The sequence below is a fragment of the Thermalbibacter longus genome (assembly GCF_023806485.1).
Lineage (GTDB): Bacteria > Chloroflexota > Chloroflexia > Thermomicrobiales > Thermomicrobiaceae > Thermalbibacter > Thermalbibacter longus.
Genome location: NZ_JAMSLR010000008.1, coordinates 1 through 13,288, shown reverse-complemented (window position 1 = coordinate 13,288; position 13,288 = coordinate 1). Strand labels below are relative to the sequence as shown.

Annotated in this window: 12 protein-coding genes; 5 read left to right on the top strand and 7 right to left on the bottom strand. The window is 64.5% G+C overall.

Annotated elements, in window-relative coordinates; all coding sequences use genetic code 11:
* Positions 1-3 precede the first annotated feature (3 nt).
* From rplT to NET02_RS11285, 5 genes are all read right to left on the bottom strand, one after another.
* Positions 4-357 carry a 50S ribosomal protein L20 gene (gene rplT / locus NET02_RS11305; protein WP_284057525.1) on the bottom strand — a complete coding sequence of 118 codons (354 nt, stop codon included), beginning with the start codon at positions 355-357 and terminating at the stop codon, positions 4-6.
* A 101-nt stretch (positions 358-458) separates the two neighbouring features.
* Entirely contained in the window at positions 459-668 is a 210-nt protein-coding gene (gene rpmI / locus NET02_RS11300; protein ID WP_284057524.1) for a 50S ribosomal protein L35, read from the bottom strand.
* Positions 669-725: 57 nt separating this feature from the next.
* On the bottom strand, positions 726-1,241 hold the full coding sequence (gene infC, locus NET02_RS11295) for a translation initiation factor IF-3 (RefSeq protein WP_284057660.1): 516 nt from the start codon (positions 1,239-1,241) through the stop codon (positions 726-728).
* A gap of 126 nt (positions 1,242-1,367) precedes the next feature.
* Positions 1,368-3,704 carry a DUF2298 domain-containing protein gene (locus tag NET02_RS11290; protein ID WP_284057523.1) on the bottom strand — a complete coding sequence of 779 codons (2,337 nt, stop codon included), beginning with the start codon at positions 3,702-3,704 and terminating at the stop codon, positions 1,368-1,370.
* 2 nt (positions 3,705-3,706) lie between these two features.
* The gene (locus tag NET02_RS11285; protein WP_284057522.1) at positions 3,707-8,161 is read right to left on the bottom strand and encodes a DUF2298 domain-containing protein; all 4,455 of its coding nucleotides are present in this window, start codon (positions 8,159-8,161) and stop codon (positions 3,707-3,709) included.
* Positions 8,162-8,311: 150 nt separating this feature from the next.
* Between NET02_RS11285 and NET02_RS11280 the strand changes: the two genes are divergently transcribed.
* Genes NET02_RS11280 through NET02_RS11270 form a run of 3 tightly spaced genes read left to right on the top strand, consistent with a single transcriptional unit; the run spans position 8,312 to position 10,455 of the window.
* Positions 8,312-8,818, top strand: a complete 507-nt coding sequence (locus NET02_RS11280; protein ID WP_284057521.1) for a Rab family GTPase — start codon at positions 8,312-8,314, stop codon at positions 8,816-8,818.
* A gap of 3 nt (positions 8,819-8,821) precedes the next feature.
* Positions 8,822-9,757 carry a methionyl-tRNA formyltransferase gene (fmt, locus tag NET02_RS11275; RefSeq protein WP_284057520.1) on the top strand — a complete coding sequence of 312 codons (936 nt, stop codon included), beginning with the start codon at positions 8,822-8,824 and terminating at the stop codon, positions 9,755-9,757.
* A gap of 20 nt (positions 9,758-9,777) precedes the next feature.
* On the top strand, positions 9,778-10,455 hold the full coding sequence (locus NET02_RS11270) for an endonuclease V (protein WP_284057519.1): 678 nt from the start codon (positions 9,778-9,780) through the stop codon (positions 10,453-10,455).
* Between the two features lie 173 nt (positions 10,456-10,628).
* Here NET02_RS11270 and NET02_RS11265 read toward each other — a convergent pair whose 3' ends face one another.
* Both NET02_RS11265 and NET02_RS11260 read right to left on the bottom strand, forming a co-directional pair.
* Positions 10,629-11,741 (bottom strand): tyrosine-type recombinase/integrase, encoded by a 1,113-nt coding sequence (locus tag NET02_RS11265; RefSeq protein WP_284057518.1) that lies wholly within the window; start codon positions 11,739-11,741, stop codon positions 10,629-10,631.
* Positions 11,731-11,988 (bottom strand): helix-turn-helix domain-containing protein, encoded by a 258-nt coding sequence (locus tag NET02_RS11260; RefSeq protein ID WP_284057517.1) that lies wholly within the window; start codon positions 11,986-11,988, stop codon positions 11,731-11,733. Before NET02_RS11260 ends, NET02_RS11265 begins: the two co-directional genes overlap by 11 nt.
* A 130-nt stretch (positions 11,989-12,118) precedes the next feature.
* Between NET02_RS11260 and NET02_RS11255 the strand changes: the two genes are divergently transcribed.
* Both NET02_RS11255 and NET02_RS11250 read left to right on the top strand, forming a co-directional pair.
* On the top strand, positions 12,119-12,511 hold the full coding sequence (locus NET02_RS11255) for an SWIM zinc finger family protein (protein ID WP_284057516.1): 393 nt from the start codon (positions 12,119-12,121) through the stop codon (positions 12,509-12,511).
* Positions 12,512-12,607: 96 nt separating this feature from the next.
* Entirely contained in the window at positions 12,608-13,009 is a 402-nt protein-coding gene (locus NET02_RS11250) for a hypothetical protein (protein WP_284057515.1), read from the top strand.
* The last annotated feature ends 279 nt before the right edge of the window (positions 13,010-13,288 follow it).

Here is a 13,288-nt window from a genome sequence, read left to right as displayed (position 1 = left end):
GCATTAGCGAGCCTGCCTGGCTACTTCCACGAGCTGAGCAAAGGCGGTGGCGTCGCGAACCGCGATGTCCGCGAGCGCCTTGCGGTCAATCTCTACCCCGGCCTGCTTGAGCCCGTGGATGAACTCGCGATAGGGCATGCCGTGCTCGCGAGCGGCGGCGTTGATCCGGATAATCCACAGGCGGCGGAAGTCACGCTTGCGCTGGCGCCGGTCCCGGTACTGGTAGCGTAGCGCCTTGAGTACCGCCTCGTTCGCGTGGCGGTACAGCTTGCTGCGGGTGAGCTGGTAGCCCTTGGCCAGCCTCAGAATCTTCTTGTGGCGACGGCGCTTGGTTACGCCCCGCTTGACGCGAACCATTCGTTAGTTCCCTTCCTCTCTCGAGTCGAGCCGGATCAACCGTGAACCAGGAACGGAGCGGGAATTCCTGTTCGTTTCGCTGCCGTGTTCGATACTGTCGGCTAGGACAACCCGTAGGGAAGCAACCGCTTGAATCGGTGCCGGTCCGACGGGTGCACCTCGACCATCTTGTCGAACGCGCGGATCGTTCGCCCGGACTTCTTCGTCCGGTTGTGGCCGCGGGCCCCGCGCATGCGCAAGATCTTGCCGGTGCCCGTGATCTTGAACCGCTTTGCGGCGGCGCGCCTGGTCTTCATCTTGACTTTCGCCATGATTCGCCTCTCACTCCACAGGATCGAACCGTAGTCACAAGCGATGGTTGCGATCTCTCAACCGCTGGTCGACGTCGTCTGAGCCGGCGAGAGCAGCATAACCATCGTTCGCCCTTCCAGGTGCGGGGGCTGATCCAGCGATGCCTTATCTCGGAGCTGCTCCGCCATCCGCTGGAGCAGCCGCTCACCGAGTTCCTGGTGAGCGATCTCTCGACCGCGGAACAGTACTGTGACCTTCACCTTGGCGCCGTCTTCGAGGAACTGCTGCGCCTGACGGACCTTCGTCTGGAAATCGTGCGTGTCGATCCGGGGTCGCATCCGGATTTCTTTCAGCTCCACAGTCCGCTGGCGCTTGCGGGACTCGCGTTCTCGACGGCTCTCCTCGTACCGGTACTTGCCGTAGTCCATCAGGCGGCAGACCGGTGGAACCGCATTCGGCTGCACCTCGACAAGGTCGAGCCCGCGCTCGCGCGCGATCTGCAGGGCCTCGCTGGTTCGCACAATTCCGATCTGCGTTCCGTTCTCGTCAATCAAGCGCACCTCGGGCACTCGGATGCGCTCGTTGACACGGATTGGCCGTGACGTGCCGATGGATCCCTCCTCGTCGTCAGGACAGGAAACACCGAACTCGCCACAACGGTGGCGAGACCGAGGCGAATCCTATCACAGACTAGCGCGCCGGTCAATCGCGTTTCTTCATTAGCGATGCGCTTCGCTGGCGACGTTCCTGGTTGAAGTCTGCTGTGCCGGATGCCCGTAGACGGCCACCTCACCGTTGGAGTAGAGCCGACGCCAGCCGATCGACTCCAGCGCACGTTCCAGACCCGCCACGTCGGTCTGCTGAAGCGTCGTGCACTGTTGGCCGAGCCCGTGGCGTTCGAGTATGCCGATGTACACGAACGTCACTCGATATCGATCGAGCAGTGTCTCTAGGGAGGCGCTATCCGGGCTCTCGAAGATAGACGCGACATCCGACCGCCGCTCTTCGATCTCAGCGAGTCCTGCCGGGTCACCTCGTCGCCACTGGTACTCGTGACCACCCCAGCCGAGGATCGCCGGGATACCGGTTGCCATCGACACGCGATTGTGTGGGACCCCGTTGGTGACGCCGTAGGAACAACCCGGAGCCTCCGCGACTACCGCGTCGCGTGGCGCCTGCTGCCGAAGCCAGTCAATTGCGGCCATCTCGCTCGGAGCTGCTTCCCGGAGATACTGGAGCCCATCCAGCCCCGACCAGCGCGCGAAGCCATCAGTCCAGCGATACGCTGAGATCGGCAGGTAAGTGGCAGCACCGAGGGCGAGGAGGGCAGCCAAAGCCATGATGCCTGTGCCCAACCGCTGGCGGTGGGCGCGTAGCCAGCCGAGCAATGCCGGCAGTGCACCACCGAGCGCGATTGCCTGGAGTGACCATGCTTGGAAATAGACTTTGAAAACGGTATTCATGCGGTCACCGAACGCGTCTTGGAGATAGAAGATCTCCACGGCGGTGATCATCGCCCAGGCAATTCCAGTGACCACCGCGGCGAACCGCACGGGGTTCGACACCCCTGAAGTCGCTGACGACCAGAGCAAGAAAGCCGCTGGCAACGCGAACAGTGCTAGCGCCGGAAAGCGCGCGATGAAAGCCAGAGCCGTCACCGCGCCGACCGCTGCGATAACGACGGTTGAAGAAGGGCGCTCGCGCCAGCGCTGGAAGACATAGGCCGCGAGCAGCCATCCGATCACCAGGAACAGCCCGTGCACCAGCAACAGCTCTCGTAGCGAGCTCCTCGACCAGATAACGATTCCCAGAGTTCTCGCGATGGTACCGAGGATCGGAAGAGAGGCCAACGGCTCGGGGACCAGACCCGCGTCAGCACCGAAGGACGGGATGTAGCGGCTGCTAAAAGGCAGCGATACGACGGCGGCGATGAGCAGCGATAATCCGGCGCTGAGGACTCTTCTTACAGGACCGGCAGCAGCCCGCGACACTGCCAGGACAGCCAGGCAGACGAGCGCAGCAGTCGGCATATCCCAGGAATTCGCCGCATAAATGCTGCCCAAAGCCAGCCCAGTCAGCGGTACCAGCCAGCGATTGAGCGGATCGAGGATCAAGACCAGGGCCAGCGCCAGAGCCAAGAGCACGATAGGCAACCCGAGCAGGTGCGGGTGGAGGTCTCCCAGCACGAACGAAAACGCGGGGAACTCGTTAATCGTTGGCCTGGACTCTTCAGTCCAAGGGAAGCCGCTGTCCACGATGACCCGGGACGCCCGCCAGCCGATGCCCTGCCACCACGACGCGTCGAGGGTCGCCTGAGGGCTCTTTAGGAGCTGCCAGGGAGTGTACAGGTTGCCCAGGCCAGCGAGTAGCAACGCTGCCGCCGTACCGCCGATCCATTGGTGTCGTCGGTGGCCTCCTGGCGTCCAGAGTCGAGCCAGGTTGGCGCCAGTTCCGAATGCGGCGATCACCGCGAGGGCAAAGAGGGTGGCCAGCTCCAGGTTGAACGCCACTTCTGGAGGGACGCCCGCGAGCTTGCCAAGAGAGGCGGCGACGACGTAACCGAGGACGTAGTAGTTGGCGGGCTCACCGGCGAACCACGGGTCGGGAACCGGCAATCGCTGGGCACGCATGGCGCTCGAGAGAAACGCGAGATCCATCGGCTTCTCGGTGTACGCAATGTCTGGGTGGAAGCCGCGGAAGACCAGATACACCGCGAATGCGGCAGCGGTCAGCCCCTCCAGAGCCAAGACGAGACGCCAGCGTCGTTTGAGGAATGGGACTGCCTGCGGGGAGGCGAGCTCATAACCCCAGCCGGCAAGGCCCACGACGGCGGCGGTAATACCGATACTCGTCGCGTTGTACGGAAGCTGGAACGTATCGGCAAGCCACCAGATCGGGACAATCGTGAGGAGCAAACCTGTTACGCGGAGCAACGACAACCCGCCGTCAGGCAAGACCCGGCAGGCGCGATACAAAGGCGGGTAGCCGATCCAGCCTAGAGCGGAGAGGATCGCGTACCAGAGTGTGGCCTGGACGAACGCTTCGCCAGCACTCATCGTCAATCGGCTCGGCTTGCCGGCGGCAGGCTCGGGAACTGGATGACTTCATAGATGACGGTCTTCCCGGACTCGAATACGCGCCGTAGCAGAGTCCCCTCGAGCTGTTCGAATGCAGCGAGCCCAGCCTCGGAGGCATACGGCTCCGCTTGGGCCTGGGCGCCGGCGAACGGCCAGTTGATGCGCCACCGCCGCTCCACGTCACCGACGATGATGTAGCGCACGTTGTAGCGCCGGAGAATCCAGCGTTTACGCTCGAGGTCCGTGGTCGAATACAGCTCCCGCACGTCTAGCAGCCGGCGGTCGATCTCGGGTGTCAGCCGTTGCTGGCGCTGGTGCCGATCCCACCCGAGGACCGCGGGCAAGCCGGTGGCTGAGGAGATCCGGGAACCGTTCCCCCGGTAGGGGCCGATGCTTGCCTCGACGATCACTGCGTGACCGGTCGCGTGATCGCGCAGCCACTGGATCGCGTAGTAGTCACCAGTGAAGGTGATCGGCTCGCCGAGCGCGTTCGTAATCGAGGCTCCGCGCATCCAGGAGTATCCGTCGAGACTACCGGCAGCCGGTGTGGTCGGCATGCGCTGGGCAAGGCGTTGGGGCGTGCCCAGAACTGGATAGACAAGCCCCGCTGCGAGGAGCGCCAGGCTGACGCCGAGCAACGCATACGGCACGAGCCTGGCACTGGCGGCGCGAAGTCCTGCGGACGACGGTCTGAATGACGCGGCTCTTCGCGAGATGATCCCCAGAGTTACCTGGGCTTGCTCGCTGGTAGCTCGCCACAGTGAACTCACCAGCCAGGTAGTCACTGCTCCAGCGGCGACGGCGAAGAGCAACCAGGCCTCGAGGTAGAACTTGAAGACAGTATTCATCCGTTCCCAGGGGGATCGGAAAAGATCGTCCACAATCAGCACCAGATCGACAGCGAAGGTAATCCAGAGCCCGACCGCGGCAGAGAGCGTGACGAAGGCGAGCGCTGGTCTCTGTCTCACGCGGAGTATGGCGATAGAGAGCAAGAGACACGGGAGGAGCGTAATGCCGGCGGTAGGGCGCAAGGTGATCAGCAAGCCGGCAGTTGCGTTTAAGAGGAACACACTGCTGAGAAGCTCTGGGTGACCCGAGTCCCCACCCAGAAGCCCCAACGCCACGAAGGGAGCAAGCGTGCTCAGGAGCAACAGCGTGATGAGCGTGGACCATTCGAACTCCACATGGATTCCGAAGAGACGCCCGAATGCGAGAGCGCCGAGGCAGTAGCCCGCGAGGGATGCGCTGGCACCGAAGAGAGCTGCGCGGGCGCCGCCCGTCTGCCAGGTGGAACCGTCACGAACCAGCCACCAGACGACAGCCGCGGCCAGCAAGCCGAGCAAGATGCCGAACTGCGTCAGATACTCATCAGTGGCCGTGCCGTTCGACGTCGGAGCGATGCCCCCGACGACCGCTACGAACCGGGTGAAGTAGGGAGCGAAGAGGAGCCAGCACCCGCCGAGCAATCCTGCTGCCACCAGCGGGGCGGTCGCAAACGCCCGCACCGAGGGCTTCTCCAGCGTCAAGAGGGGCCCGACAGCGAAGGCCGCGAGAAGCAGAGCTGCCAGTGGAATGTCCCAGGCATTCGTCACCGCGATTGAACCCGCGACGAGAACGCCCATCCCGACAAGCAGCACGCTCCCGGTGTGCGGCGACATCTGGGCGCTTAGCCAGCGGCTGAAGACCAGCGCAAGGAGCAAGACGAGAAGCGGCTGCGCGACGGCATGGGGGTGAAGATCTGCCCAGAGAAAGGTGAAGAAGGGAAACTCCGTGATCGCATTGGTCACCACGCGAGAGCTTTGCCAGAAGTCGATACTCCAGGTGCCTCGGGAGAGTACCTGGCGCAGCGCGTCAAGGTTTCCGGTGAAGGCGCCGAGCAAAACAGTCATAGCTCCGGAGGCGAGTATCGAAGCGCGCCTTGCGTGCGCATGCGGAAGAAGGTGGCGGGAGATCGCTGAACCGACACTGAAAAGCGCGCTAGCGAACATCCCGGCAAGCGTCGCGATAGCGAGCTGGAACCCGATAGCAGGATCGACGCCAGTGAGCTTCCAGAGGAGGGCAACCAGATAGAAGCCATAGTAGTAGTAGTTCATGGAGCCGTCAGCAAACCACGGGTCGTAGGGTGGAAAGGTCGAGCTGCGGGCGATGGCGTTGATGTAGGCGAGCTCCATGGGTTTCTCGCCACCGAAAAACGGGTGCCACAGGTCCGGGTTGAGCCACCTGAAGGCCAGAAATATGAAAAACGCTGCCCAAAAGGCTGCCTCGCTGGCGAGGATCATGGGTCCACGGCGTCCCAGCGTGGCCACGAGTTCACCAGGGGGCAGGCGCGCGCTCACTGCCGCGGCCACCGCCACCATCGCGGTTGGCCCGAGCAGCCAGGGCATCGTGAACGGCATCAGATCTAGGCTCAGCAGTAACCAGGTGAGATAGCCGACGACGACCAAACCGAGGAGACGAGCAAAGCCGACGCCAGCATCGGGAAACGCTGGGAAGAGGATCGGTATCAGGGGCAAGACGCAGGCGCCGAGTAGCGAGACCAGCACCAGCCACCAGATGACGGCCACCGGTTCGGAAGCCGTGAGCGGCTGCGACCAACCCAGATCGCTTGCAGCCGGGAGCGACGAGACAGGGCGACCCAGCAGGGTCTTGTACTCGGGAGGCTCGTCCCGACCAGGCGAGAAGGGCTGCGCGAGTGCCCATGCGAATCGCTCGCGCAGGTGCGACCGTGAGAGTTGCTGCACCTTTCGGTATATACGCACCCGGGGATGGTCGTACACTGTGAAGCTCTCGTCTGCGTGCAGGTCGTCGAGAGCCAGCGAGCCGAGGTGAGGAATGGATCGAGCCTCGTATACCAGTTGAAATCCAAGTTGCCCGCTCTCGAGCAGCCGGTAGTATTCCGCGGTCACCGGATAGCGCCATGGAAGTCGAGGGATCGATCCTGCGAGACGATCACTCGACAGCACGATGTAATCGACCTGGTCGAGCGTCTGCGCGATGTACTCGAATGCCTCCTCGTTCGGCCGCACATCGTAGAAAGTCATGGTCACGCGTTGGAACGCGTCATCGGATCCCGGCGTATCGCGCAGGTTCAGCGGGAGGGCATCATCCCAGTGCTCAACGCCGATGACGGATCCAGCCGGTATGTGCTCGAGCATCCAGCGGGAGGCAGCAATACGCGGATGAGGTTGCCCGTATATCGACATAAAAGCTAGAGCCCACAGGGCAGTCAGGAGGATCACGCCGCCAGTCGTAGGCGCTGCGAGACGCCGGCGAGTTCGCGGACGCTCGAGGCTGATCCACGACCCGAGCACGGAGCTGGCCAAGATGACGAGCGGTGGCGTGATCGGAAGCAGATAGCGAAGGTACTTCGTGTCCGATCCAGCGATGCTCGCGCTGTATGCGGCGATCCAGCTCAGCAGGATCAGATCGGCCACACCACGGCCGTGCCACCAGCGGCGAACAGCGACCAAGAGCGCGATAAGACACGCGATGCCGAGCCCGGGTCCCAGCCCCCACTTGACCAGCTGCTCGACCTGATAGATGCCAGGAGTGGTCCCGACGTATTGCAGGGTGTAGGGGACATCGACCTCCCCGGTAGCGATCTGCCACTGGAGGCGAATGTCGGCGAGGTAAGCGCGAGGCGCCAGGAGCGTATAGGGTTCGAACAAAGCAAAGACTGTGAACGCCGCTACGCCGAACGCGCCGAGCAGGCGAACGATGTGAAGCAGTGGTACCTGCCTCCGCGCTGACCAGGCCGGTCGCCCGATGACGAGCAACACCGGCAAGGCGAGCAGCGCGATGCTGGCCTTGGTCGCGAGTGCCGCTCCGAAGCTAGCGCCGGCCAGCACTGCCCAGCGTGCCCGCGAGTCCTCAGCGAGCCGGAGAGCACAGAGGAGAGTCGCCATCGTGAAGAAGGTCGTCCAGGGATCGACGACGAAGAAATGTGCCTGCTGGATCATGATGACACTGAGGGCCAGGAAGAGTCCCGCGAGCAGGGCGGCCGCTCGTCCGAATGCTCGGCGAGCAAAGAGCATCGCCAGAAAGACCGTAGCGACATCGACGAGGGCTGTCAGGAAACGCCCTACGTATGCAACACGGGCATAGGGCCACAAGGAGAGATCGAACCATCGATCCCCGATCCAGGTTGCGAACTTCACCAGGTAGAGAGGGAGCGTGCCGTAGGCAAATGGCTGAGGGTGCCCATCGGGGCCGGTCGCACGTGGGTTGAGCGGGCTGCGTGTTGCATCGATCGCCGTGGATAGATCCTGTGGCCAGTGAATGCGATCGACCGCGACGATGGTGAGATAGCGCTCGTCCGGGTGGAGAAGATGTCCCTGATCCCAGTCTATGCCGATGAGGCGCAGCGCGAGCGCAAGGAAAAGAATGCCCAGGGTCAGGAGCGGGTAGAGGCGGAACGGTCGTCGCCTTTCGTCCATTGCGATTTCTTTCACCGGGTCCTCGGTGGGCCGCGGCAACCTCTGGTCTCCTCGACGCGGCGCTCCGACACTCGATTGTACGTTGATCGGCCCCGTATGGCCGCTCTATACTGAGCCTCGACCCGAGGTCGGGACCATCCGGGGGCAGTGATGCAGAAAACGCTCAAGGTTATCGTCGGTGGCGAGGGGAACGTCGGCAAGACGTCGCTCGTTCGACGATACGCGCGGGGAAAGTTCAGCCAGGCGCGGCAGGTCACCCTTGGTATCGATATCACGACACAGGAGTTCCGAATCGACGATTCGCCGGTGAAGCTCGCCATCTGGGATATCGAGGGCCAGAGTGGGAACCGGCCAGTCTTCTACCTCGGAGCGCAGGCTGCCATGCTCGTGTACGACGTGACGAACGTTCAGACACTGGAGAGGCTGATCGAGTGGTATCGCCGCTGCCGTGAATTCGCCCCCGATGCCGGCTTGTTGATCGTCGGGAACAAGGCTGACCTGGTCCCGACCTTCCCGCTGTTCTGGGGCCGCGTCTTTGCCCGGCTAGTACAGGCCCCACATGCCGTGGTGTCGGCGAAGACGGGACACAACGTGCGAAGCGCGTTCGAGTTTCTGGCAACGACCGCCGTCCGGCGAGCGACCCGCCAGCCAGCGTAGCCGATGGCTATCACGATCGTCTTCTTCGGAACTTCCGAGTTTGCGGTGCCGATTCTTCAGTCACTGGCGAGCGATCCCAGGTTTACGCTGAGCCTCGTCGTGACGCAGCCGGATCGGCCTGCGGGTCGCGGGCAGCGGCTGATGTCGCCACCGGTGAAGAAGACAGCACAAGAGATGGGGTTGCCGGTCTTCCAGCCAGAGTCACTGCGCGCACCTGGCAGTCGAGAACGGCTGGAGCAGGTAGTGGCGGACATCTACGTCGTAGCCGCCTACGGTGAGATCCTGCCCAAATCTATATTGCGGCTGCCGCTCCGCGGCGCGGTGAACGTTCATCCTTCGTTGCTACCGCGCTATCGTGGCGCGTCCCCGGTGCAGGCCGCCATATTGAACGGTGACGAGGAAACGGGGATCACTATCATCGAGATGACCGCGCGGATGGATGCAGGGCCGATCCTGGCTCAGATCCGTGTGCCGATCGCACCGCGAGAGACTGCCGGTGAACTACTGGCGCGGCTGGCGGTCCTAGCGTCTCAGGCGCTACCAGATCTGGTGGAACGGTACGCGCGAGGGGACATTGTCCCGATTCCGCAGGATGAGACCCAGGCGAGCTATACCAGACCCTTGACGAAGGAAGACGCACGCATCGACTGGAGCAAGCCGGCCGAAGAGATCGAGCGGTTGGTGAGGGCGATGCAGCCGTGGCCTCGGGCGTGGACGATGGTGGACGGGCGGCGATTGATCGTCACATCGCTCGACATATCCCATCACGATTACATGCTGGCTCCGGGACAAATACACGTCGACCGGGATCACCTGCTCGTCGGAACAGGAAGCGTGCCTGTCATCCTACAGGTGGTAGTCCCAGAGGGACGCAAATCGCTGTCTGCAATCGACTGGTGGCGTGGGGCACGCTTGACCCCAGACGCGCGCTTCACCTAGTGACGGGGGATCTCGTCGTAATGACTGCCTGTAAGACTCCGGGCAGACCTGACCTCGATCAACTGCGCGCACTGCAGCGCGAGCTCGCGGCCCAGGTGATCGAGCGGCCGCTGACGCACGAACCACAGGTCGTTGCCGGCGCGGACGTGCATATCGCTGGAGGCGAGGCAGTCGCTGTGGCCGTAGCCACTGACGCAGACGGGCTCATGGTACGTGAGGTGCGCGAGCTCTGGCGTCACGTCGACTTTCCCTACATCCCGGGCTTTCTCTCTTTCCGGGAGGCTCCAGCTATCGTCGACGCCGTGAACTCCCTGGAGGCGAAACCTAATCTTCTTTTTGTTGATGGGCAGGGCAGGGCGCACCCGAGGCGATTCGGCCTGGCGTGCCATGTCGGGGTTATGCTCGGCATCCCAACCATCGGCGTCGCAAAGTCGAAGCTCGTTGGTCGATACGCGGAACCGGGACGAGAACGCGGATCGACAGCGCCGCTCGTGGACCGTACTGAAACGATCGGGATGGTCGTTCGTACCAAAACAGGCGCACCGCCGGTCTTCGTCTCGGTGGGAAACCTGATCACGCTCGAGGAAGCTGTCGCATGGACACTGCGTTTGACGCGCGATCGGATTCCGGACCCGACGCTGCGCGCGCACCAGCAGGCCCAGCGCGCGCTCGCGACGCGGCGCGCGAGGGAGTCCTGACCATGCGTCACGGCGCCGCTCGGCCTGCGTACGACTCACAGGCAGCCGCTGTTCCGGGTGACTGGACCACACGGAAAGCCGTCACGGCCAGGCTAGCGTGCGAGATCATTGCTCACAGTCGGCGGTCGATTTCTTGCGCATAAGTGCGCTTATGCGCAAGATCCTCTAACTGCCTATTCTGACGCCACTCTCGCGCCCCGCTCGGCCGCTATGGTCACGATTTGGTCACGCTCGCTCGCAGCGAGCCTGGCAGCGAACCGCTCGGCGGCCTCCCGCTCGCTCACGGGCAGCACGTGCGCATAGACGTCCAGCGTGGTGCGCGCGCTGGCATGGCCGAGCCGCTGCTGCACCACGTGCGGCGGCACGCCGTCCGAGAGCAAGAGCGTGGCATGAGTGTGGCGCAAGGTGTGCGGCGTCGCTGGCGGGAGCCCCAGGCGCCGGACGTAGCGCGCCATGGTGGCCTCGACCGTGCGCGGCGAGACCGGCCGGCCGTCACCGCGGTCGAAGACCAGGCCGTGCTCCTGCCACTCGCTCCCCAGCGCCGCTCGGCGCCGCTCCTGGTCGGCACGGTGCGCCTCGAGGACAGCGACGGTGGCGCTGTCGAGCGCGACGCGGCGCCGGCCTGCCGCGCTCTTCGACTTGCCGACGAAGAGCCGTGCCAGGTCCAGGCTCACGTCGTCCCAGCGGAGCGCGGCCAGCTCGGACAGCCGCAGGCCGGTGTGCGCCGCCGTCCGGAAGAGCGGGAACAGCCAGTGCTCGCGGACGGCGTCGAGGAACGCCCGGAGATCGGCAGCCGTCCAGACTGCTGGCACTCGTGGCTCCCGCTGGCGGCGCCCCGGCGTCAGGCCCTCGGCGACGTTGCGCGCGAGCAGCCCCTCGCGCACGGCCAGCCGGAGCGCGCCGGAGACGACCGCCTGCACCTGCTGCGCGTAGCTGGTCTCCCGCACGGCGTTGTAGAGCTCCTGGACATGCCAGCCGGTCAGCTTGCTGAGCGGGATCGCGCCGAGCCGTGGCGCCACGAGCGCGCGCACCACCAGGCCGTAGGCTGCGCGGGTGCGCGGCGCCAGGTCGGCTGTCTCTAGGTAGTGCTCGAGGTAGGACGCGAACGGGATCTTGGTTGGCTCGGTGTAGCTGCCGCTGGCGAGCGCCGCCTTGAGCTGCGCCACCTTGACGTCGAGCTCCCGCTTGGTCTTGGCCGTCACCCGCTTCTGGCGCCGGCGGCCAGTGAGCGGGTCCACGTAGGAGACGCGGGTCGAGTACGAGCCACTGCGGCGTTCAGGCTTCACGGTCGCTACCCTCGCTTTCTGTCGCGTCGCGCTCGGCGTCGAGCCCGACGGCGCGCCGGTACTCGGCGATCTGGAGAGGATCGACTCCGAGTGTGCTGGCGATCTTCCGCCAGGTAGCTGGATAGCCGCGGCTCCGGCCGTGCTCGATCGCCGTAAGCGTAGCAATGGAGACGCCGGAGAGCCGCGCCAGCTCGCGGAGCCCGATCGCCTTCTCATAGCGCCACTGCCTGAGCGTCTTCACGCTCACCCGTACACCTCCTTCCCGAACGATCCTAGCACGATCGCAACAGTCCATGCAACAACTCTTGACAACGTGCTCACGTTGTGTTAGTCTTGTAATAGAGAATGATAGCTTTGAGCAAGGCGGGAGGCGAACAATGGCGATGACGGCGAAGCAGGCGAAGGCGGTGGCCGAGCGGTATGCCAAGGCGGTCGAGCTGGTGGAGGCCGGTAAGGTTTTCCCGCTCTACGGCGAGCCGGATCGCTACGTGGTCGTGAACGGCCAGGGCCAGGCCTACCTGGTCGATCACATCAGCGGCGAGTGCACGTGCCCGGACAGCCAGCTCCGCTGCCCCAAGCTGGGGATCGTCTGCAAGCACGCGATGGCGGTCGAGCTCTACGTCGAGCGCCAGCAGGCCACGGCTGGGGAGCGGCCTCCCCAGCCCCAGGCCGAGCCGGAGCCTGAGGCGGAGCCGGCCCGCCTCCACCGCATCGAGGTCGATCTCATGGAAGAGGAGCAGGCCCGCCGGTTGCTCGAGTACCTCTTCTAGCCCGTGCCCCAGCGGCGCCCTGGTGGAGGCCTCCACCAGCGGCGCGTCGAATGGGCCGCCTGGCCCAGGGAGACTGGCACGGAAGGGAGTCGGGAGATGGCACAGCGGCAGACGGTCACCGTCCTGGCCGTGGAGCAGCGGCAGAGCCAGAACGGCAAGGCCTACTGGCGTATCCGGACGGACAGCGGCGTCTACTTCGCCTGGAGCAAGGAGATCGTCGATCAGCTCCTGGCGGGCACCACAGCCGTGGTCTCGATCAACGGCTCGGCCGAATACCCGCGGATCGTCGCCGTGCACGAGGCACCAGCCGTGCACGAGGCCTCCGAGCCGGTAGCCAGCGCGCCGGCAATCCCACCAGCCCCGGCTGGTGACCGGGAGCGACGCATGCTCCGCATGAGCGCCCTCCGCGCCGCCGCTGAGGTGCTGCACGGCACTGGCCTGCCGGCAGAGCAGGTCACCGCCTACGCGGAGACGCTGCTGGACTGGCTCGAGACCTAGGGGAGAGGGGCGTCACTATGCCACGGTCGCCGCCACGTTCTGGGTTTCACCGGGTTTCACAGGGTTTCACAGGTTTTCACCGGGTTTCACCAGACATGGCCGGAAGGGAGGAGGCCGATGACATACGAACACACTGACATTATTCTGGAGCGCACGGGCCGCCGCCCGCTCACGTTCCGCGGCCGCGAAGTGTGGCGCTGGGAGACATCACCCGACCGCGCACACCCGCGCTACTCGGGCGATCCCGGCCGCTGGACGGCGCTCGTGCTCTACCTGGTG

What these genes read in the sequence shown, in the direction of transcription:
- rplT (WP_284057525.1), bottom strand. Translation starts at nt 357, where the DNA reads ATGGTTCGCGTCAAGCGGGGCGTAACCAAGCGCCGTCGCCACAAGAAG.
- rpmI (WP_284057524.1), bottom strand. Translation starts at nt 668, where the DNA reads ATGGCGAAAGTCAAGATGAAGACCAGGCGCGCCGCCGCAAAGCGGTTC.
- NET02_RS11290 (WP_284057523.1), bottom strand. Translation starts at nt 3,704, where the DNA reads ATGAGTGCTGGCGAAGCGTTCGTCCAGGCCACACTCTGGTACGCGATC.
- NET02_RS11285 (WP_284057522.1), bottom strand. Translation starts at nt 8,161, where the DNA reads ATGGACGAAAGGCGACGACCGTTCCGCCTCTACCCGCTCCTGACCCTG.
- NET02_RS11280 (WP_284057521.1), top strand. Translation starts at nt 8,312, where the DNA reads ATGCAGAAAACGCTCAAGGTTATCGTCGGTGGCGAGGGGAACGTCGGC.
- fmt (WP_284057520.1), top strand. Translation starts at nt 8,822, where the DNA reads ATGGCTATCACGATCGTCTTCTTCGGAACTTCCGAGTTTGCGGTGCCG.
- NET02_RS11270 (WP_284057519.1), top strand. Translation starts at nt 9,778, where the DNA reads ATGACTGCCTGTAAGACTCCGGGCAGACCTGACCTCGATCAACTGCGC.
- NET02_RS11255 (WP_284057516.1), top strand. Translation starts at nt 12,119, where the DNA reads ATGGCGATGACGGCGAAGCAGGCGAAGGCGGTGGCCGAGCGGTATGCC.
- NET02_RS11250 (WP_284057515.1), top strand. Translation starts at nt 12,608, where the DNA reads ATGGCACAGCGGCAGACGGTCACCGTCCTGGCCGTGGAGCAGCGGCAG.